The organism is Ochrobactrum sp. SSR (genome assembly GCF_030067775.1).
GTDB lineage: Bacteria > Pseudomonadota > Alphaproteobacteria > Rhizobiales > Rhizobiaceae > Brucella > Brucella teleogrylli.
In genome coordinates this window covers 1,255,776-1,276,048 of record NZ_CP125969.1, presented here as the reverse complement: position 1 = coordinate 1,276,048, position 20,273 = coordinate 1,255,776, and the positions used below count along the sequence as shown (strand labels likewise).

Genomic DNA, 20,273 nt, shown 5'->3' with positions numbered 1-20,273 from the left:
CGGATTTAACAGAGGTGTATGTCGATGAGCTATAATCAGAAGCAGGTTGTGGATGCATTGCGCGCTTTCGAGCGCGGCGAGATCGTCGTCGTCATGGACGATGATGGCCGCGAAAACGAAGGCGACCTGATCGTTGCCGCCGTGCATTGCACGCCGGAAAAGATGGCCTTCATCGTGCGCCACACATCGGGCATCGTCTGCACGCCGATGCCGCGTGAGGAAGCGAAGCGCCTCAATCTCGCGCCGATGGTCGCCGAGAATGAATCCGCCCACACCACCGCTTTCACGGTCACGGTTGATTATCGCCATGGCACGACCACCGGCATTTCGGCGGAAGACCGCACGCTGACGGCGCGCAATCTGGCGAACCCGAATGCAGGTGCGGATGATTTTGTGCGTCCCGGCCATATTTTCCCGCTGATCGCGCGCGAAGGCGGCGTTTTGATGCGCTCGGGCCACACCGAAGCTGCCGTCGATCTTTGCAAGCTCGCCAATCTGCCGCCCATCGGCGTCATCTGCGAACTGGTCAATGATGACGGCTCAGTCATGCGCGGCCCCGATGTGACCGCTTTCGCCGAAAAACATTCGCTGCACCGCGTGACGGTGGCAGACCTCATCGCCTATCGCCAGCGCAAGGAAACGCTGGTCAAGCGCGTCGGCGATGCGGCGATCAAGACCTGCGCCGGCAATGCCCATGCCTATACTTACGAACTGCCATGGGAGCCGATGCAGCATGTGGCGGTGGTGTTCGGCGACATTCGCGATGGCGAGGAAGTGCCGGTGCGCCTGCATCGCGAAGACGTGCTGAACGACGTGTTCGGCAAGGGTGGCAGCAATCTCGACGCGATCATGGAGCGCATGGGCAAGGAAGGCCGGGGCGTTCTGGTCTATCTGCGTGAAGGTTCGGTCGGTGTTCGCGCCGATCATCACGATGCGCGCGCCCGCGATAATCTGCCAGGCGAGCATGAAAGCCATGCGGAAGCCCGCGCCCGTGAAGAAGAATGGCGGCAGATCGGCCTTGGCGCGCAGATCCTCAAAGATCTGGGCATCACCTCCATCGTGCTGCTGGCCTCGCGCGAACGTCACTATGTCGGCCTCGAAGGTTTCGGCATCGGCATTGCCCGCACCGAAATCATCTGAAGACTGCAGGCAGGATATGCACAGGGCCGTCATGGTCATGTGCTCGCCTGATGCTATAGTGGACGCATGACGACACGGCTTTACTGGCATCCGATCTATCTGGAACATCTGACACCGTCCGGGCACCCCGAGCGCCCGGATCGCATTCGCGCGCTGATGAGCGAGCTGGAAGGGCCAGATTTCTACCGGCTCGACCGGGTCGAGGCATCGAAGGCGAGCGCAGACGCGATCCTTCTCGCCCATCCGGAAGAGCATCTTGACGCGGTGCGCGCCAAAATCCCGGAGCCGGTCGAGGATGAAGAAGCGCCGCAGCCCGTCGTGAAGCTCGACGGCGACACCTATGTCAGCCCGAAAAGCATGGAGGCAGCGCTCACCGCCATCGGCGCAACGATGGGCGCGGTGGATGACGTGTTTTCAGGCGCCGCCAGCAACGGCTTTGTCGCTGCACGCCCCCCGGGCCATCATGCCGAGCGTGAGCGCGCCATGGGCTTTTGCCTGTTCAATTCGATTGCCATTGCGGCTCGTCATGCGCAGCGCCGACACGGTGCCGAGCGGGTCGCCATCATCGATTGGGACGTGCATCATGGCAACGGAACGCAGGATATTTTTCAGGACGATCCAAGCGTTCTGTTCTGCTCCACGCATCAGTTTCCGCTCTATCCCGGCACGGGCGCGAAGGATGAAACCGGCGTCGGCAATATCGTCAATGCGCCGCTATCACCCAATACGGGCAGCCGCGAATTTCGCGAAGCATTTAATAGTCGTGTATTGCCCGCTTTGGACAACTTCCGGCCAGATTTGATCCTTATTTCGGCTGGCTTCGATGCTCATTTTCGCGATCCGCTGGCCGAGATCAATCTCGACGAGGCGGACTTCGACTGGGCGACCGGCAAACTCATGGAACGGGCGGAACGCTTCTGCGATCACCGGCTCGTGAGTGTGCTGGAGGGTGGATATGATCTAGAGGGCTTGTCGCAGTCCGCATCTACGCATATTACGCGGCTGTTGAAAGGATGAATCATGGTAACCGAACCGTCCAACGCCGATATTGCGGTCATGAGCTTCGAGGATGCCCTCAAGCAGCTTGAAAAGATCGTCGATGATCTGGAGCGGGGCGATGTGCCGCTGGAAGAATCCATTCGCATCTATGAGCGCGGCGAAGCGCTGAAGAAGCATTGCGACACGCTGCTGAAATCGGCGGAAGACAAGGTCGAAAAAATCCGCATCGGCCGCGATGGTCAGCCTGTCGGCACGGAACCGCTCGACGCGGAATAGTTAGAACAGCGCCCTGAGTTGAGAGACATAGGGCGCGAGCACGCCGCTCAGCAAATAGGGGCCAAGGCCCCAGCAGAGCGTCCACCCGGCAGCGCCGATCACGTTTGCAGCCAGAAAATGCAGCGGGTTCATATTCATGGAGCCCGCGACAATGCCGTTGAGCTGGCGCAACAGCACGACGAAGCGCGCCGTCGCGACCACATAAAACCCCTTGCTGTCGAACAGCTTTTCAAATTGATCGAGCCTTTCAGGCGTGAGCTTGACCAGATGGCCATAGCGCAGGATCAGCTTGCGCCCGCCGAAATGCCCGATCAGATAGCCGGTGCAATCGCCCAGTACCGCGCCGATAAACACCGCCAGCAGCACGGCTTCGATATTCAGCGTGCCATGCAGCGCCAGAAGCGAGCTTGCGATCAGCGCGCTTTCGCCGGGAAGCGGCGCGCCGAACGACTCGAAATAGACGATGACGAACAGCGCCAACGCGCCATAGGCCGTGATGTAGGGTTCGAGAAAGCTCATAAATTCAACATCTTTGCTGAGAAACCGCTGGTCCTGAAACGCAAACGGCTCCGGCGCGGACCGGAGCCGGAAACATATAAATCAAAATATCAGCCGATAGAACGTTTGCCGGTGATGGCGTGATAGGCCCAAAGCACGATGACTGCGCCGACAATGGCGATGATAAGGCTGATCGGATCGAATGCGCCGGTGACGCCGCGCCCGAACAGTGAAGATGAAAGCACGCCGCCGACGATTGCGCCGACAATACCCAATGCGATGTCAAAGAAGACGCCTTGACCGCTTTTATTAACGATTTTGCTGCCGACGAAGCCAGCAATCAGGCCGAGTATGATCCAGCTTATTACAGACATCTTATATCTCCCGAAGCGCAGATAAACATTTGTTTCGCGCTCGCGGAAAATTTTCATATTTATTGCGCAGAGGCAAGTTAATATGCTTGTCAAAACGAGAAATCGTTTTAACTTCAACTTACCGCATGCACGTCAAGCTGCATGGGATAACAGGGAGTATTGCGTCATGGGTAGTTACGACGATAACTCAAACGGTTCGCCGATCCCCGGCGGCAGTCTTGCCAAGCCAATCATGATTGCACTTGGCGCGTTGCTGGTTGGCAAGATGCTCGGCGGCAGCAAGGAAGAACCCGCACCGACGCAGGCGCAGCCGGTGCCTGACCAGTCTCAGGCTGGCGGCGGTTTGGGCGATCTTCTCGGTGGCCTGCTTGGCGGCGGCGCAGCCGGTAATGCTTCGGCTGCACCGTCTGCGGGTCAGGCTGGCGGGCTTGGTGGTGGATTGCTCGGTGGCATTCTCGGCGGGCTTGGTGGCCTGCTTGGTGGCGCTGCTGCGGGCAACGCATCGGCAGCACCTTCCGCGCCGGGTCCGCTCAGCGGTGGCCTTGGCGGCCTGCTGGAACAGCTGAATCAGGCAGGTCTTGGTGAAAAGGTTGAATCTTGGGTCGGCCAGGGGCAGAACCACCCCATCGAGCCGGGCCAGCTTGGCGATGCTATTGGCCAGAAGACGCTCAGCGAAATTGCACAGCATGCAGGCATTGACCAGCAGGAATTGCTGAACCAGCTTTCGCAGGTTTTGCCGGGTCTGGTGGACAAGCTGACCGCCAACGGTCAGGTGCCGGACACCAACGCGCTTTCCAAGCTGTTGCAGGGTCGCTAAAGCATTTCCAGCAAAAGTGCGTAGCGGTTTTGCGTAGGATAATGCGTAGGAAAAAGCTGTTTCCAGCAAAAGTGCGTAGCGCCTACGCGGGGAAATCAGTCCACTGGACTGATTTCTGATCCCGCTTCGATGCGTAGATAATGCGGCTCTGGAAAAGCGTGGAGCTAGCGCCATATTGATGAATGCGGACCGCACCGGCCTGCCGGTGCGGTTTTGTTTTGAACAGATTTGATCGGCTGGTTTGCGGCTGATCCGGTTGGAAAGGATGTCTCATGAGCTTTTTTCCCTGTCCCGATCCGGTGCTTGGCGACAAGACGACAGTGGATGCGATTGAGACGCTGGTAATTCCGCGCACAAGCGACATTGGCGGGCTGGAAGTGCGCCGCGCGCTGCCAACCGTTCGCCGCAGACTGGTGGGGCCGTTCATCTTCTTCGACCGCATGGGGCCGGCAGTGCTGCGCGATGGCGATGCGCTCGACGTGCGCCCGCATCCTCATATCGGTCTTTCGACGGTGACCTATCTGTTTGATGGTCATATCCGTCATCGCGACAGCCTCGGCACGGAAATGGTGGTGCGGCCCGGCGATGTGAACCTCATGACGGCGGGGCGCGGTATCGTGCATTCCGAGCGCTCGCCCGAAGAAGAACGAAATGGGCCGCTCTCGATTTCCGGCGTGCAGACATGGCTGGCGCTGCCCGACGCGCTGGAAGAAATCGACCCGCATTTCTATCATACCAATGCGCCCGATCTGCCGTTGATGACGGATCCCGAATTTGACGGTCGCGTGATCATCGGTTCGATGCATGGGCTGAAATCGCCGGTCATCCAGCATGCCGATACGCTTTATGCCGATATCCGCATCAAGCCGCATGGCCGTTTTCCCATCCCGCCGACAGCGGAAGAACGCGCGATCTATACGCTGAGCGGCAATGTGGGCATCGGCGGCGAAGTGTTTCCGCCCGACCGGCTTCTGGCCTTCCGCCCCGGTGACGATATCGTCGTGCAGGCCGGGCCTGAAGGCGCGCATATCATGCTTTTCGGCGGTGCGGCGCTTGGCTCGAAACGTTACATCTGGTGGAATTTCGTTTCATCCTCCAAAGAGCGCATCGAGCAGGCCAAGGAAGAATGGCGCACGGGTCGGTTTGATATCGTGCCGGGCGACGAACAGGATTTCATCCCCTTGCCTGAATGATGGCCTTATCGTGCTAGATTGGGCATATTGGCCCAGATCGGCCTGCGCTGCTTGATCTGGCCGCGATGCTGCTATACCGACGACCAATCCAGATAAACCAACAACAGGTTGTTTCGATGTCCCGACCCAACACCCCATTGCTCGACAAGGCGCCGACCCCGGATCGCCTGCGCGCTTTGCCGGAGCAGGACCTGCCGCAACTGACGGCAGAACTGCGCGCCGAGCTGATCGACGCCGTGTCCACCACGGGCGGGCATCTGGGCGCGGGACTGGGCGTGGTCGAGCTGACGGTCGCGCTGCATCATGTCTTCGACACGCCGCATGACCGCATCATCTGGGACGTTGGCCATCAGGCCTATCCGCATAAGATCCTGACCGGTCGTCGCGACCGCATTCGCACGCTGCGGCAGGAAGGCGGCTTGTCGGGCTTCACCAAGCGCGCCGAGAGCGAATATGATCCGTTTGGCGCGGCGCATTCCTCGACGTCGATTTCAGCCGGTCTCGGCATGGCGGTGGCCAGCGATCTTTCCGGCGAAAAGCGCAATGTCATTGCCGTCATCGGCGATGGCTCCATGTCGGCTGGCATGGCCTATGAAGCGATGAACAATGCCGGTGCGCTGGATGCGCGGCTGATCGTGATCCTCAACGATAACGACATGTCGATTGCGCCGCCGACCGGGGCGATGAGCGCCTATCTGGCGCGCCTCGTTTCGGGCCGCACCTATCGCAGCGTCCGCGAAGCCGCCAAGCAGGTAGCGCAGAAACTGCCGAAATTCCTTCAGGACAAGGCGCGCAAGTCGGAAGAATATGCCCGCGCCTTCTTCACCGGCGGCACGCTGTTCGAGGAGCTGGGTTTCTATTATGTCGGGCCTATCGACGGGCATAATCTCGACCATCTTTTGCCCGTGCTGAAAAATGTGCGCGATACGCAAAAAGGCCCGGTGCTGATCCATGTGGTGACGCAGAAGGGCAAGGGCTACGCGCCTGCGGAAGCTGCTGCCGACAAATATCATGGCGTCAACAAGTTCGATGTCATCACCGGCAAGCAGGCGAAGCCGCCTGCGAATGCGCCGAGCTATACCAAGATTTTCGGCACAAGCCTGATCGAGGAAGCGCGTCACGACGACAAGATCGTGGCGATCACCGCCGCCATGCCGACCGGCACCGGGCTTGACCTCTTCGGCGAAGTGTTCCCGAAGCGCACCTTCGATGTGGGCATTGCCGAACAGCACGCCGTCACATTTGCAGCCGGTCTCGCCAGCGAGGGCTTCAAGCCGTTCTGCGCTATTTACTCGACCTTCCTGCAGCGTGGTTACGATCAGGTCGTGCATGATGTGTCGATCCAGAACCTTCCGGTTCGCTTCCCCATCGACCGCGCCGGTCTGGTGGGTGCCGATGGCGCCACCCATGCAGGCTCCTTCGATACGGGTTTCCTCGCGGCTCTGCCGGGGTTTGTCGTTATGGCGGCTTCCGACGAGGCTGAACTGCGCCATATGGTGCGCACCGCCGCCGAATATGACGAAAGCCCGATTTCCTTCCGCTATCCGCGTGGTGACGGCGTCGGCGTCGATCTGCCGGAACGCGGCTCGGTGCTGGAAATCGGCAAGGGCCGCATCGTGCGCGAAGGCACCAAAGTGGCGCTGCTATCCTTCGGGACGCGGTTGCAGGAATGCCTTGCCGCCGCCGATGAACTGGGCGCTGCCGGACTTTCGACGACAGTTGCTGATGCGCGCTTTGCCAAGCCGCTCGATCACGATCTGATCCGTCGTCTCGCCCGTGAGCATGAAGTGCTGGTGACGGTCGAAGAGGGTGCGGTAGGCGGCTTTGCCTCGCATGTGCTGCAATTCCTCGCCACCGATGGTTTGCTGGATCGTGGCCTCAAGGTTCGTGCGCTGACGCTGCCCGATCTATATCAGGATCACGGCAAGCCGGATGCGATGTATGCCAGCGCCGGTCTCGACCGTGCCGGTATCGTGCACACGGTCTTTTCGGCGCTTGGCCGCGAAGATATCGCGACACCGTTCCGTGCCTGATTTCAGGGCCTGATCCTATGAGCGTGCCATCTGCCGATAGTCGTCCGCGCCTTGACCAGTTGCTGGTGGAACGCGGATTGTTCGCCACGCGCTCGCGCGCCCGCGATGCGATCCAGCGCGGCACGGTCAAGGTGGATGGCAAAGCCGTCACCAAGCCGGGCCAGACCGTGGCGCAGAACGCGGCAATCGCGGTGGACGACCCGGCCAGCGCCTATGTCTCCCGCGCCGCGTTGAAACTGATTGCGGCGCTTGATCATTTCGACCTCGATGTGACGGGGCGCACGGCGCTCGATATTGGCGCATCCACCGGCGGCTTTACGCAGGTGTTGCTGGAGCGCGGTGCAAGCCATGTCATCGCTATCGATGTCGGCCACGACCAATTGCATGACAGCCTGCGCGCTGATCCCCGCGTCACCAACAAGGAGGGCGTCAACGCCCGCGCGCTGGAGCTTATCCATCTCGATGGACGCGACATCGACTGCGTTGTCTCTGATGTCAGTTTCATCTCGCTCAAGCTGGCTTTGCCCCCGGCATTGGCCTTTGCGCAAAAAGATGCTATCTGCGCGCTTCTCGTGAAGCCGCAATTCGAGGCAGGACGTGAAGCCATCGGCAAGGGCGGCATTTTGCGCGACGCGGCAGACGGCGAACGCATCGCAGAAGAACTCAAACTCTGGCTTGAGACGCAGCCTGGCTGGCGCGCGCTCGGCCTTTGCCCGTCGCCCATCGAAGGTGGTGATGGCAATCGTGAATATCTCTTGGCAGGAAAGAAAGACCAATGACGACGCCAGTAACGGGGCAAGTTAATATCCGCTCGATTGGTGCGGGCGGCGATGGCGTCGCCAATCTTCCCGATGGTCAGATCTATGTGCCTTTCACCCTGCCGGGCGAAGTGGCCAATGTGGCGCGCGACAAGAACCGCGCGACGCTGATGGCCTTGCTGGAAGCCTCGCCGGAACGGCAGGACCCGGCCTGCCAGCATTTCGAAGCCTGCGGCGGTTGTGCGCTGCAACACTGGCAGGATGAGCCTTATCGCCTGTGGAAGCGCGAACTGGTGGTCGCGGCCCTGAAGGGCAGGGGCATCGACGCAGAGGTTGAACCGCTGGTGGCCTGCGCGCCGCATACGCGCCGCCGCGCCGTTTTTGCCGCGCGCAAGACGGAAAAGGGCGTTCTGCTCGGCTTCAATCGCCATCTCAGCCACGAAATCATCGATATTGTCGAATGCCCGGTTACTGTGCCGGAAATCATTGTGCGCCTCGACGATCTGCGCGATGTCGGCGCTTTGCTGGCGCCCGGTTCCAAACCGTTCAAGCTGGCGGCAACACTGACGGCATCCGGCCTCGATCTGGCGGCAAGCGGCTGCGGAGTGCTGGATGACGACCAGCGCCGCTCCCTGACCGCGCTGGTCATCAAGAAAGGCTTTGCGCGTCTTTCCCACGAGGGCGAAATCATCGTCGAGCCGAAAAAGCCACTGATCCATTTCGGCAAGGTTCCGGTGCCAGTGCCGCCCGGCTGCTTCCTGCAAGCGACGGCTGAAGCCGAGGAAACCATGACGGCGTTGGTGCTGAACCATGTCGGCAAGGCAAAGCGTGTGGCCGATCTCTTCTGCGGTGTCGGTACGTTTGCACTCAGAATCGCAGAGAAAAGCGCTGTCCATGCGGTGGAAAGCGACGCTGCCGCGCTGGCGGCGCTCGATCGTGGCGTGCGCCATGTGCAGGGCTTGAAGCCTGTCTCGGTCGAGCGGCGCGACCTGTTCCGCCGTCCGCTGATGCCGAAGGAATTGCTGCCATACAACGCCGTGGTCTTCGATCCGCCGCGTGCGGGTGCCGAAGAACAGGCGCAGGAACTGGCCAAGTCCAAAGTGGAAAGGGTGGTTGCCGTGTCGTGTAACCCGGTGACGCTCGCCCGCGATCTCGCCATTCTGGTAAAGGGTGGCTATCGCATCCAGCGCGTCACGCCCATCGACCAGTTCCTGTGGTCGCCGCATGTGGAAGCGGTTGTGACACTGGTGAAGAAATAAAGCAGTAAATGCCGGGCCGAGCGCCCAGCATTTTTATTTCTATCGTCAGGCTTAGTTGGCCAGTCCGTCGAAATTCGTCAGAATGGTGGTCCAGCCTTTGATGTGGCCGTCGCGCGCTTCGGGGCTGCGGAATTTGACCTGCTTCAGCGTGATGTCAGTGGTGTTCGGGTCCACTTCCTTCAGGTCGATCGTCACCACGCTGTCGTCCAGCGAATGGGGCGAATTCCACGTGAATGCCAGATGCGCATGGGGGTCGATTTCGAGATAGGTGCCCGAATGCGGCACGTCGCGGTCGACCATGTGCATCAAAATGGAGAAGCGACCGCCTTTCACCGCATCCGTGGTGACATCGGACGGACCGGTGCTGTCGCTTGATGCGCGCATGAATTTCGCCAGCGTTACGGGCGAGAGCCATGCGTTGAAAACCTTCTCCCGGGGAGCGGCGATCCTGCGATTGACTGTCAGTTCAAGCTCACTCATTTTCCTGTTCCTTCGAAACGAGTACATCCTCCAGCGCCGTCAGGCGCAGTTCCCAGACAGACTTCAGTTCCGCGAACCAGTTTTCCACTTCCCGTACTGGTTCCAGTTCAGCGGCAATGAAATGCTCGCGGCCCAAAGTCTTGCGGGTGACCAACCCTGCTTCCTCCAGCACCTTGATGTGCTTGGAGACCGAGTTGAGCGACATGTCGAAATGAGCGGCGAGCGCAGTCACTCTTGATGGCCCCTCCTGTACGAGCAGCGTCAAGATATGCCGTCGCGTAACGTCTCCGACGGCTTTGAGAATATGTGACAGAGCATCCTCGTTCATTATTCACCCGTAAGGTTGAATGTACGTCATCCATGGAAATAGTCAACCATATGGGTGAACGTTTTTCAATGGGCTGTGGTGGCAGTTGCGTGCTTAGAGCGCGTTTCGATCTGAATGAATCAGATGAGCGCTCTAAGCTTCTATATTTCAAGCATAATCTTATCGATCCTCGTTTCACTCCGGGCGGATTATGCTTTAAAAACAAAACCATCTGTACGGGTGGTACAGATGGTTCAATGCAAAACGAATAAGAAGGCCGCCCTTGCGAGGGGGAGGGCTCACATCTTTTCGATGATTTCGGGATCGCCTTCGCGCGGCTTGCCATTGGCGGCGATGATGGCCGGCACAATGTCTTCCGCCCGGTCGATGACCAGCGGCTGCACCTGATGGGCGGTATGGAGAAACCCTTCTGCGCGCATGTGGTCGAGCAGCGACAGCATAGGCTGCCAGAAATTGTTGATATTGGCGAAGACCATCGGCTTGCGATGCTTGCCGAGCTGTCCCCAGGTCATCATCTCGACGATTTCCTCGACCGTGCCGATGCCGCCGGGCAGTGTGACGAATGCATCCGACTTCTGGAACATCAAGTGCTTGCGCTCGTGCATATCGTCAACGACGATCAGTTCGGTCAGCTGTTCCGCCTTTTCGAGGCTTGCTTCCTTGTCGAGCAGGAAAGTCGGGATGATGCCGGTGACTTCGCCGCCAGCTTCCATCACGCCCTGCGACACCGCGCCCATGATGCCGCGTGTGCCGCCGCCATAGACAAGGCGCAGGCCATGCTCGGCAATCGAGCGGCCAAGCGCCAGTCCCGCTTCGCGATAGATGGGGTTCTGGCCCATGGAAGAGCCGCAATAAACGCAAATGGATCGAATCTCAGACATAGTGCTTTTTTGGGCTTTTGCTGCGTAAGCGTCAAGTCGGGCGTCACGCCGCAGTGGCGCAAAAACCGTTCATGTCCTGTACATTCAGCGCCGGTATTCTAAGTCTTATTTTGCAAATCAAATCGGAGTGAATTTGAAAATGTTGTCACCAATGAAATTGTCCGTCGCGCTTTTTGCACTGTCCCTGACCGCCTCTGCGGCATCGGCTGCTGAAATTACCATCAAACTGCCGGACGATACGGCGGTGACGACCAATTCAGTTCTTTATAAATGCGGCGAAAAGGACGTGTCCGTCACCTATTACAATGCCGGTGATATTTCGCTGGCCGAGCTTGAGCTGGATGATGAAACCGTCGTCGCTTCCAACGTCATTTCTGGCTCAGGCGCGAAATATGCCGGTGGCGTTTATGTCTGGTGGACCAAGGGCCCGGAGGCTAGTCTCTACAATCTTATGGACGACCCGGAGCAGGAAAAGCCTACAAGCTGTGCAGAACAATAAGCAAGCTAAGAAAAACCCTCGTAGCTTTCGCTAATTCGGTGCAGATTTGTTGTGGGGGAAGCCAAAAGCTATAAACCCGTTCTAGAGAGCATTTCCAGCAAAAGTGCGAAGCGGTTTTGCGTTGGATAATGCGACAGGGGAAGAAGTTAGCATTTCCAGCAAAACTGCGTAGCGGTTTGTGTTGGATGATGCGCAGAAAAAAAATAGATAGCGCGGTTCCAAAGTCTCCGTTTTAACCGGAAACGCGCAAGTCTCTGGCGTGGGTTTCGAAACGAAATGCAGAAGAACAGCTTTGGATTGCTCGGCGCTGGCGTGATGGCGGTTATTGTCGGGCTCGGTCTTTATTGGAACGCGAAAAAGACAGAGCCTGATACAACTAAGGCCGGCGTTTCTGCGCCCGCCGCTTCCGGCGGCGAACAACAGGCAGCACAGCCGCAAACGCCCCAGACGGAAACACCCCCAGCGCAATCCGCTGCGGCTGCGCCAAAGGCCGATAAGCCGACCACCCCTGCCGAACAGGCTGCCGTTGAACCCGAACAGCAACACCAGACGCCGATCTTCGACGTCTTGCGCGTAGAACCGGACGGTTCCGTGGTGATTGCAGGCAAGGCCATGCCAAATTCGGATGTCGAAGTCGTGGCGGGTGCCAGTGTTCTCGGCAAGGCCAAGGCAGGCCCCAATGGCGATTTCGTCGTGGTGCTGGACGATCCTTTGAAGCCGGGCGATCATCAGCTGGTGCTGCGCGCCTCGGGGCAGGACAAGGTTGCCACTTCCGCCCAAACCGCCATTGTCTCCGTGCCGGATTCAAAAAGCGGACAGGTTCTGGCGCTGGTTGAAGAGCCGGGCGCAGCAAGCCGCCTGATCACCAAGCCCGAAGCGGCTCCCGCGCAGCCCGCCGACAGCGCCTCCGGCCCGTCGAATGGCGCGGCTACAGCGCCGACACCGGGCGAAAGTTCGCAGGCCAAGCCTGCGGAGGAACTTCCGATTGCCATCGAAGCGGTGGAAATCGAAGGAGACGCCATCTTCGTGGCAGGCAACGCCAAGGGCGGAAACCGCGTGATCGTCCATGCCAACGATATTCTGATCGGCTCCAGCGCCGTTTCGCCGGAAGGCCGTTTCCTCGTGCAGAGCACGCAGCCGCTGGCTGTTGCCGATTACATCATTCGCGCCGATCTTCTCGACAATGCCAATCGAATCGTCGCAACTGCGCGTGTGCCGTTCCGTCGCGAGGCTGGCGCGAATATTTCGGCGGTCGCCCCCGCCGCCAGCGGCGCTGCGCCCGCGGAAGCCGGTGCCGAGGACAAGGCCGCGCTGCAAAAGGTCGATGGTTCGGTGATCATCCGCCGCGGCGATAATCTGTGGACGATTTCCAAGCGCGCTTATGGCAAGGGCACACGCTACACGACGATCTATCTGGCCAATCGCGAGCAGATCAGGAATCCGGACCTCATCTGGCCGGGGCAGGTGTTCCACATGCCCAAAGAGCCACTGGGCGATGAGGAAGTGAAGCGCCAGAGGCAAGAACGTCAAAACTGACCGGTCTTCATTATACTCAACAATCACGATAGCTTGTTTTTACATTCACGGCGTTTTTTGGAAAAGACGCCGTGAAATCTTGTGCTTTAAAGTATAATCGTTTATCGTCGATATACGATGAAGATTTCCATGAATGATCAGCCCGCAGCCGATCTCGGCACGATGGCGAAAGGCGACGAGGATGCCGCGCGGATCTATGCCGCGCTGGGGCATCCGGTGCGTATCGCCATCTTACGGCAGCTGATCCTTGAGGACGCCTGCTGCTGCAAGGACATTGTCGGCAGGCTGGATCTCGCCCAATCCACTGTTTCGCAGCATTTGAAGGTTCTCGTGACCGCAAGGCTGATCGACTATCGACCCGAACGCCAGTCTTCGCGCTACAGCGTCAACTGGCAGCAAATCAATGCCATTCGCACCCACCTTGCCGCATTTGCCGGTGGTTGTTGCACGTTATGATCTGACCCGAAAGAACGCCTGATGAGCTCCTCCAAAACGGTTTCTGCCGAATCCGGCGAAACATTCAAGACCCTGCGCAATCTCTGGCCCTATATGTGGCCCGAGGGCAGGCCGGACCTGCGCATGCGCGTGGTGTGGGCGACGTTCTATCTGGTCATTTCGAAGATCGTACTCATTCTCGTTCCCTATTTCTTCAAATGGGCGACGAATGCGCTGAACGGACAGCTGCAAGCGCCGGGCTATGTGCCGCTCTTCCTGACCGGTGCGGTCATGCTGGTGGTGGCCTATAATGGATCGAGGGTCGTGCAGGCCGGTCTCAACCAGCTGCGTGACGCGCTGTTTGCCAGTGTCGGCCAATATGCTGTGCGTCAGCTCGCCTATCGGACGTTCGTGCACATGCACCAGCTTTCGCTGCGCTTTCATCTGGAGCGGCGCACGGGCGGCCTGTCACGCGTGATCGAGCGCGGTACGAAGGGCATCGAAACCATCGTCCGCTTCACCATTCTCAACACGCTGCCGACCATTCTGGAATTTGCGATGACGGCGGTGATCTTCGCCGTCTCCTACGGCATTTCCTATCTGGTCGTCGTCGCGGCGACGGTATGGCTCTATACGTGGTTCACCATCAAGGCGAGCGACTGGCGCATCAACATTCGTCGCGAGATGAATGATTCCGATACGGACGCCAACACCAAGGCCATCGACTCCTTGCTGAACTTCGAAACCGTGAAATATTTCGGCAATGAGGCGATGGAGGCCAAGCGTTTCGATAGCTCTATGGCGCGTTATGAAAAGGCTGCGACCCAGACCTGGACCTCGCTCGGCTGGCTGAACTTCGGTCAGGCGGTGATCTTCGGTGTCGGCATGGCGATTGTCATGGTCATGTCGGCGCTGGAAGTGCGCGCTGGGACGCAATCCATCGGCGATTTCGTATTCATCAATGCGCTCTTGATGCAGCTTTCCATTCCGCTCAACTTCATCGGCTTCATCTATCGCGAAATCCGTCAGGGTCTGACCGATATCGAACAGATGTTCGACCTGCTCGACGTGAAGCAGGAAGTGAGCGACAAACCGGGCGCCAAGCCGGTGCAGGTCGACAAGGGCGCAATCCGCTTTGATGACGTGCATTTTGCCTATGATTCCAATCGCCCGATCCTCAAGGGCATCAGCTTCGAAGTTCCGGCGGGCAAGACGGTGGCGATTGTCGGGCCTTCGGGCGCGGGCAAGTCCACGATTTCGCGGCTGCTGTTCCGCTTCTACGATATCCAGTCGGGCTCGGTGACCATCGACGGGCAGGATGTCCGCGATGTGACGCAGGAAAGCCTGCGTAAGGTTATCGGCATGGTGCCGCAGGATACGGTGCTGTTCAACGACACCATCGCCTATAATATCCGCTATGGCCGCACCGATGCGACCGAGGAAGAGGTGGAGAAGGCAGCCGAAATGGCGCAGATCTCCCGTTTCATCCAGCATCTGCCGGACGGCTATAAGTCCATGGTCGGCGAACGCGGCCTGAAGCTTTCAGGCGGCGAAAAGCAGCGCGTGGCGATTGCGCGCACGATCCTGAAAGCACCGCCGATCCTGATCCTCGATGAAGCGACCTCGGCGCTGGACACGGCGACCGAGCAGGAAATCCAGTCGGCGCTGGATATCGTCAGCCGTGGCCGCACGACGCTGGTTATCGCGCACCGCCTTTCAACGGTGATCGGCGCGGATGAAATCATCGTGTTGAAGGATGGCTTGATCGCCGAGCGCGGCACGCATCGCCAGCTTCTGAAGCACAAAGGCCTTTATGCTTCGATGTGGGATCGCCAGCGCGAGGCCGACGAAGCCGAAGAACGCCTGCGTCAGGTGCGCGAAAGTGACGAATTGGGCGTCGTTGTGCGCGGTACGCCTGCGGCGGAGTGATCACGCCACCTGACAGTCGTGCATAAATTGCGAAATGCATTTTGAGATTCTGGAAGGGATGCGCTACATACGGCGAAACGCGAGGAACAAGCGATGAGCCTGACTGACACTATCCGCAACACTTTCGTGCCGATTCACCGTGAAGGCTATCCGTTCATAGCGGGCTTTTTCGTGGTTTCGCTGATCCTTGGCTGGTTGTGGGACCCGCTGTTCTGGATCGGCATGGTGCTGACGGTTTGGTGTATTTATTTCTATCGCGATCCCGAGCGCGTGACACCGATGGACGACGATCTCGTCATCAGCCCGGCTGACGGCAAGGTATCCTTCGTCGGCCCGGCCATTCCGCCTGCGGAGCTTGATCTCGGTTACGAGCCGCTGACGCGCGTTTCCGTGTTCATGAATGTCTTTTCCGTGCACATCAACCGCTCGCCGGTTCGTGGTCAGATCGTTAAGGTCGAGCATCGCCCGGGCAAGTTCCTCAATGCCGAACTCGACAAGGCCAGCACCGAAAACGAACGCAACAGCGTTCTGATCGAGAGCCCGCATGGCAAGGTCGGCGTGGTGCAGATCGCTGGTCTGGTGGCGCGCCGAATCGTGTGCTGGTCCAATCAGGATGACGATCTGTCGGTCGGAGAACGTTTTGGCCTTATCCGCTTCGGTTCCCGCGTCGATGTCTATCTGCCCGCCGATGCGACTGTTCGCGTTGCAGTTGGTCAGACGGCTGTTGCCGGTGAAACGGTGCTTGCCGATTATGGCAGCAACCGTAGCGAACCCGTCGTCCGGATTGCGTAGCCGATGGGAACACCTTTTCCGCCTTTTTGAGCCCAATGGCCGCGTGGAGTCATCCCGCGGCCCAAAGCTGTCGCAGATACCGCTGCGTATTGTTATTCCGAATCTCATTACGGTTTTGGCCATTTGCGCTGGTCTGACCGGGATTCGTCTTGCTTTCGAAAACCGCTTCGAGCTGGCCGTCGCTATGGTGCTGGTTGCGGCATTTCTCGACGGCATCGACGGACGTGTCGCGCGCATGATGAAAGGCTCGTCGAAATTCGGCGAGCAGATGGATTCATTGGCCGATATCGTCAATTTCGGCGTTGCGCCCGCGCTGGTGCTTTATGCTTTCATGCTGGATCAGGCGCGTTCCTTCGGCTGGATCGCCGGTCTTCTCTATGCGATTGCCTGCTGCCTTCGTCTTGCGCGCTTCAATGTGATGCTGGAAGACCCGAACCGGCCTGCATGGCAGAGCAATTATTTCATCGGCGTGCCTGCGCCCGCAGGCGCCATGCTGGTGCTGCTGCCGGTCTATCTCGGTTTTCTCGGCCTGACGCCCTCGCGCGGGCTGGCCTTCGGCGTCGCCATCTATACGGTAGCCATCGCGTTTCTGCTGGTGAGCCGCCTGCCGGTTTATAACGGCAAATCGGCGGGCAGCCTCGTGCGCCGCGATATCGTCATGCCGCTGATCCTCTGCGTGGTCGTCTATGTGGCGTTCCTGATGAGCTTCACATGGCAGACGCTGAGCCTGACAGCTCTCGCCTATCTGGCTTTCCTGCCGTTCAGCCTTGCCGCATGGAACCGCCGCGAGGCAGCGGATCGGGGAGCGGCGGAAGAAACCGCGACCGCGAACGAGGAAGAAAAGCCGTCAGCGTCAGAAGAAAACTGACGGCAGCTTTTCCAGAATGAACGCAACGCGCTCCTCAACCGACGTTTTCGGCAGGAGCGCGATTTCATATCCGAACCGGCGATAGGTTGTTTCCATCGCCGTGAAGGTGCGCACAGCCTCGTCGAAATCCTGCTTGCGCTCGGCATCTTGCCCAAAAATCTCCGGCCATGGCGGGGCGAGAAACACTGTTTTGTTATAACGAATCTGCTGTGCTGCCGCTTCCATATGCGGCGGTACGGGCAAGTTGCAAAGCGAAAGATAGCCGATCACATCCGGCACGCCGCGATCAAAGAAGACCGGCCCTGTTTGGTCTTGCGCCAAGCGGTATGAGCGTATTTCCCACGATAACATGAGCTCGGCGAAGAGAGCGCGGTCGCCCCAGGGCAGGGCCGTGCCGCCAATGGCAACCTGATCCTGAATGATGGCGCGTCCGGCCTCCACGGTGCGGGCGTAGCCGTGCTGTTCGAGTGCGTCGATCAGCGTGCTCTTCCCCGATCCGGGTCCGCCGCTGATGACGTGAAATCGGGCTTGGTTGTCAGCCATTCTGTTCTCCAGACAAATGAAGTGAGTTGCGGCGTGCGAAAGCGCATGCCGGTGACGATGGATTTCTTTGGGAGGGGAGAGGGAAAAAGCCCGCTAAAAAAGGCCGAAGACAAGGCAGCGAGGGGGCAAGTATTTGTAAAATAACGCTGGCCTTGCTAATTGGCAAGGCCAGCCAAATAGTATTAGGACGGCATGTGATAGTCGAGGAAGCGGTCCTGCCGCACGTCGAACAGCTTGCCCGTGACATTGAGCGCCGGATCGGCAAGCTTCACGATTTTTTCGGCCACTTCCTGCGGTGTCGGCAGGGTGTCAGGGTCTTCGCCCGGCATCGCCTGTGCGCGCATGGCGGTGCGGGTTGCGCCGGGATTGACCGAGTTGATGTTCAGCGCCATCTGCCTGGTCTCTTCGGCCCAGCTGCGGGCCATGACCTCGACAGCCGCCTTGGAGGCCGCATAAGGCCCCCAGAAGGCGCGGCAGCTATGCGCAACGCCGGATGAAAGCAGAATGGCGCGCCCGGCATCGGAAAGACGCAGCAGCGGATCGGTAGAGCGGATCAGCCGCCAAACGCTCGTCACGTTGACATTCATGACCTTCTCGAAGGTCTTTGCTTCCACATGGCCGATCGGGGAGATGGTGCCCAGCACGCCCGCATTGGCGACCATGATATCCAGCTTGCCCCAGCGCTCGTGGATCGAGCCGCCAAGGCGGTCGATGGCTTCCATGTCGGTGATGTCGAGCGGCACCAAAGTCGCGTTGCCGCCGAGCTTGCGAATGTCGTCGTCCAGCTCTTCAAGGCCGCCGACAGTGCGCGCCACGGCGATCACATGCGCGCCGCGCTTTGCCAGTTCCAGCGAAAGAAAATAGCCAATGCCGCGCGATGCGCCCGTTACCAAGGCCAGCCGGCCCGTAAGGTCGATTGTCATTCCGTCCCCAATGACTTTTATGAAGAGATTGGAGCGGCCCGGAGGCCGCCCGTTCGCGAATATGCGTCAGCCGTTGCTCGCAAGCAGCGACAGCGTGTGGATGTTGCTTTCGCCTTCCTGATCGAGAAGGCGGGTCGGGTAGTCACCCGTGAAATAGTGATCCGTGAAGGCAGGCGCCTTCGGATCACGAACCTTGCCGCCGACAGCCTTGTAGAGACCGTCGATGGACAGGAAGGCCAGCGAATCCGCACCGATGTAACGGCACATGGATTCCAGATCTTCATGCTGATTGGCCAGAAGCTTGTCGGCATGCGGTGTGTCGATGCCGTAGAAATCCGGATGATAGATCATCGGGCTTGCCACGCGAATATGCACTTCCTTTGCACCCGCATCGCGCATCATCTGCACGATCTTGACCGAAGTGGTGCCGCGCACGATGGAATCATCCACGAGCACAACACGCTTGCCTTCGATCATGGCGCGATTGGCCGAATGCTTCAGCTTCACGCCCAGGGCGCGAATCTGCTGCGTCGGCTCAATGAAGGTACGGCCCACATAATGATTGCGGATGATGCCATATTCGAATGGAATGCCGCTTGCCTGCGCAAAGCCGAGCGCCGCAGGCGTACCGCCATCGGGCACCGGCACGATGACATCCGCTTCGACACCGGCTTCACCGGCAAGTTCGATGCCCATGTTCTTGCGCGCCACGTAGACGCTGCGTCCGCCGACGACCGAATCCGGGCGGGCGAAATAGACATATTCGAACAGGCACAGGCGTTCCGGCTGCGGGTTTTCCGCCTTGATGGACTGGGTGGTGATCGAGCCGTCCTGCTGGATTTCGCAGACGATCACTTCGCCATTTTCGACGTCGCGAATATATTTCGCGCCAATGATGTCGAGGGCGCAGGTTTCCGAGCAGAAGATCGGCTTGCCGTCCAGTTCGCCCATGACGAGCGGACGAATGCCGATGCTGTCACGCGCAGCGATCAGCTTGGTGCGGGTCAGCGCCAGCATGGCGTAACCGCCCTCAACCTGACGGATCGCATCCACGAAACGGTCGGAAGACGAGGCGAAACGCGACCGGGCGATCATATGCAAAACGACTTCCGTATCGGAAGTCGCCTGGAAGATCGCACCCGAGGCGATCAGCTGTTTGCGCAGCGAAATGCCGTTGGTGAAATTGCCGTTATGGGCAATCGCAATGCCGCCGACTTCCAGTTCCGCGAAAAGCGGCTGCACATTGCGCAGGATCGTTTCGCCGGTGGTGGAATAGCGCACATGGCCGATGGCGCGGTCGCCGGGCAGGCGGTTCAGCGTGGCGGCGTCGGTGAAATGGTCCCCGACGAGGCCCATATGGCGTTCGGAGTGGAAGCGGCGATTGTGATAGGACACAATACCGGCGGCTTCTTGCCCGCGATGTTGAAGGGCGTGCAGACCGAGCGCTGTCAGCGCTGCGGCGTCTTCATGACCCAAAATGCCGAATACACCACACTCTTCATGCAGGGTGTCGTCATCCAGCATAAAGGAAGTCTCATCATGCGACTGTTGGAACATTGTCCGCAAGGCCTTTCGATTGCGGGTTGTTAAAAACAACATTTACATGAAAGGACGCCGTTTTGAAAGCGATCCCTTGAACCCGCGTCAGTTAAGCTGATCATATAGGCCTTTATTGGGGCCAAAAACAGATGAAACCGGCACAAGCCGGTTTC

At 59.1% G+C, this 20,273-nt stretch carries 21 protein-coding genes and 2 pseudogenes; 15 read left to right on the top strand and 8 right to left on the bottom strand.

Going from position 1 to position 20,273, the window contains the following annotated elements:
• The first annotated feature begins 24 nt into the window (after nt 1-24).
• The 3 genes from ribB to QLQ11_RS06115 all read left to right on the top strand — a co-directional run bounded on the left by ribB (nt 25) and on the right by QLQ11_RS06115 (nt 2,415).
• Nucleotides 25-1,140: a 3,4-dihydroxy-2-butanone-4-phosphate synthase gene (gene ribB, locus QLQ11_RS06125; protein WP_109370180.1), complete on the top strand. Its 1,116-nt coding sequence runs from the start codon at nt 25-27 to the stop codon at nt 1,138-1,140.
• Between the two features lie 66 nt (nt 1,141-1,206).
• Nucleotides 1,207-2,157, top strand: coding sequence for a histone deacetylase family protein (locus tag QLQ11_RS06120; protein ID WP_283736036.1), 951 nt, complete (start codon nt 1,207-1,209; stop codon nt 2,155-2,157).
• A 3-nt stretch (nt 2,158-2,160) separates the two neighbouring features.
• Nucleotides 2,161-2,415 (top strand): exodeoxyribonuclease VII small subunit, encoded by a 255-nt coding sequence (locus QLQ11_RS06115; RefSeq protein ID WP_078338030.1) that lies wholly within the window; start codon nt 2,161-2,163, stop codon nt 2,413-2,415.
• On the opposite strand, the gene QLQ11_RS06110 is transcribed toward QLQ11_RS06115, so the two are convergent.
• Together QLQ11_RS06110 and QLQ11_RS06105 are read right to left on the bottom strand one after the other, a co-directional pair.
• Nucleotides 2,416-2,934: a DedA family protein gene (locus tag QLQ11_RS06110; RefSeq protein WP_109368452.1), complete on the bottom strand. Its 519-nt coding sequence runs from the start codon at nt 2,932-2,934 to the stop codon at nt 2,416-2,418.
• 89 nt (nt 2,935-3,023) lie between these two features.
• Nucleotides 3,024-3,287 carry a GlsB/YeaQ/YmgE family stress response membrane protein gene (locus QLQ11_RS06105; RefSeq protein WP_109370181.1) on the bottom strand — a complete coding sequence of 88 codons (264 nt, stop codon included), beginning with the start codon at nt 3,285-3,287 and terminating at the stop codon, nt 3,024-3,026.
• 166 nt (nt 3,288-3,453) lie between these two features.
• Here QLQ11_RS06105 and QLQ11_RS06100 point away from each other — a divergent pair, with 166 nt between their 5' ends.
• From QLQ11_RS06100 to QLQ11_RS06080, 5 genes are all read left to right on the top strand, one after another.
• A complete protein-coding gene (locus QLQ11_RS06100; protein ID WP_109368453.1) occupies nt 3,454-4,104 on the top strand; it encodes a YidB family protein in 651 nt (216 codons plus the stop codon).
• Nucleotides 4,105-4,376: 272 nt separating this feature from the next.
• The gene (locus QLQ11_RS06095; protein ID WP_124915193.1) at nt 4,377-5,297 is read left to right on the top strand and encodes a pirin family protein; all 921 of its coding nucleotides are present in this window, start codon (nt 4,377-4,379) and stop codon (nt 5,295-5,297) included.
• Between the two features lie 116 nt (nt 5,298-5,413).
• Nucleotides 5,414-7,330, top strand: coding sequence for a 1-deoxy-D-xylulose-5-phosphate synthase (gene dxs / locus QLQ11_RS06090; protein ID WP_124915194.1), 1,917 nt, complete (start codon nt 5,414-5,416; stop codon nt 7,328-7,330).
• Nucleotides 7,331-7,347: 17 nt separating this feature from the next.
• Nucleotides 7,348-8,109, top strand: a complete 762-nt coding sequence (locus tag QLQ11_RS06085) for a TlyA family RNA methyltransferase (protein WP_124915195.1) — start codon at nt 7,348-7,350, stop codon at nt 8,107-8,109.
• Complete coding sequence (locus QLQ11_RS06080) at nt 8,106-9,347, top strand: class I SAM-dependent RNA methyltransferase (RefSeq protein ID WP_124915196.1); 1,242 nt, start codon at nt 8,106-8,108, stop codon at nt 9,345-9,347. Before QLQ11_RS06085 ends, QLQ11_RS06080 begins: the two co-directional genes overlap by 4 nt.
• Before the next feature lie 51 nt (nt 9,348-9,398).
• Here QLQ11_RS06080 and QLQ11_RS06075 read toward each other — a convergent pair whose 3' ends face one another.
• A complete protein-coding gene (locus QLQ11_RS06075) occupies nt 9,399-9,827 on the bottom strand; it encodes an SRPBCC domain-containing protein (protein ID WP_124915197.1) in 429 nt (142 codons plus the stop codon).
• Nucleotides 9,820-10,155: a helix-turn-helix transcriptional regulator gene (locus QLQ11_RS06070; RefSeq protein ID WP_109368460.1), complete on the bottom strand. Its 336-nt coding sequence runs from the start codon at nt 10,153-10,155 to the stop codon at nt 9,820-9,822. The genes QLQ11_RS06075 and QLQ11_RS06070 overlap by 8 nt, the downstream gene beginning before the upstream one ends.
• A gap of 50 nt (nt 10,156-10,205) precedes the next feature.
• On the opposite strand from QLQ11_RS06070, the gene QLQ11_RS06065 reads away from it, so the two are divergent.
• Nucleotides 10,206-10,406, top strand: a complete 201-nt coding sequence (locus QLQ11_RS06065; protein ID WP_124915198.1) for a hypothetical protein — start codon at nt 10,206-10,208, stop codon at nt 10,404-10,406.
• A gap of 27 nt (nt 10,407-10,433) precedes the next feature.
• Here the strand turns inward: QLQ11_RS06065 and QLQ11_RS06060 are convergent, their stop codons facing one another.
• A complete protein-coding gene (locus QLQ11_RS06060; RefSeq protein ID WP_109368461.1) occupies nt 10,434-11,036 on the bottom strand; it encodes a TIGR00730 family Rossman fold protein in 603 nt (200 codons plus the stop codon).
• Between the two features lie 151 nt (nt 11,037-11,187).
• Here QLQ11_RS06060 and QLQ11_RS06055 point away from each other — a divergent pair, with 151 nt between their 5' ends.
• From QLQ11_RS06055 to pssA, 6 genes and pseudogenes are all read left to right on the top strand, one after another.
• A complete protein-coding gene (locus QLQ11_RS06055) occupies nt 11,188-11,535 on the top strand; it encodes an MliC family protein (protein ID WP_371835843.1) in 348 nt (115 codons plus the stop codon).
• Nucleotides 11,536-11,811: 276 nt separating this feature from the next.
• A complete protein-coding gene (locus QLQ11_RS06050) occupies nt 11,812-13,071 on the top strand; it encodes an Ig-like domain-containing protein (protein ID WP_124915199.1) in 1,260 nt (419 codons plus the stop codon).
• A 129-nt stretch (nt 13,072-13,200) separates the two neighbouring features.
• Entirely contained in the window at nt 13,201-13,527 is a 327-nt protein-coding gene (locus tag QLQ11_RS06045) for a metalloregulator ArsR/SmtB family transcription factor (RefSeq protein ID WP_349496900.1), read from the top strand.
• Between the two features lie 21 nt (nt 13,528-13,548).
• A complete protein-coding gene (locus tag QLQ11_RS06040; protein WP_124915200.1) occupies nt 13,549-15,435 on the top strand; it encodes an ABC transporter ATP-binding protein/permease in 1,887 nt (628 codons plus the stop codon).
• Between the two features lie 87 nt (nt 15,436-15,522).
• Nucleotides 15,523-16,227, top strand: a pseudogene (locus QLQ11_RS06035) (phosphatidylserine decarboxylase); the annotation flags it as partial.
• Nucleotides 16,228-16,230: 3 nt separating this feature from the next.
• Nucleotides 16,231-17,095, top strand: a pseudogene (gene pssA / locus QLQ11_RS06030) (CDP-diacylglycerol--serine O-phosphatidyltransferase).
• Here pssA and QLQ11_RS06025 read toward each other — a convergent pair.
• The 3 genes from QLQ11_RS06025 to purF all read right to left on the bottom strand — a co-directional run bounded on the left by QLQ11_RS06025 (nt 17,081) and on the right by purF (nt 20,118).
• Nucleotides 17,081-17,638 carry an AAA family ATPase gene (locus tag QLQ11_RS06025; protein WP_124915202.1) on the bottom strand — a complete coding sequence of 186 codons (558 nt, stop codon included), beginning with the start codon at nt 17,636-17,638 and terminating at the stop codon, nt 17,081-17,083. The pseudogene pssA and the gene QLQ11_RS06025 sit on opposite strands and share 15 nt — an antisense overlap.
• A 182-nt stretch (nt 17,639-17,820) precedes the next feature.
• Nucleotides 17,821-18,561: an SDR family NAD(P)-dependent oxidoreductase gene (locus QLQ11_RS06020; RefSeq protein WP_109368469.1), complete on the bottom strand. Its 741-nt coding sequence runs from the start codon at nt 18,559-18,561 to the stop codon at nt 17,821-17,823.
• Between the two features lie 66 nt (nt 18,562-18,627).
• Nucleotides 18,628-20,118, bottom strand: a complete 1,491-nt coding sequence (gene purF, locus QLQ11_RS06015; RefSeq protein ID WP_109368470.1) for an amidophosphoribosyltransferase — start codon at nt 20,116-20,118, stop codon at nt 18,628-18,630.
• Nucleotides 20,119-20,273 lie beyond the last annotated feature (155 nt).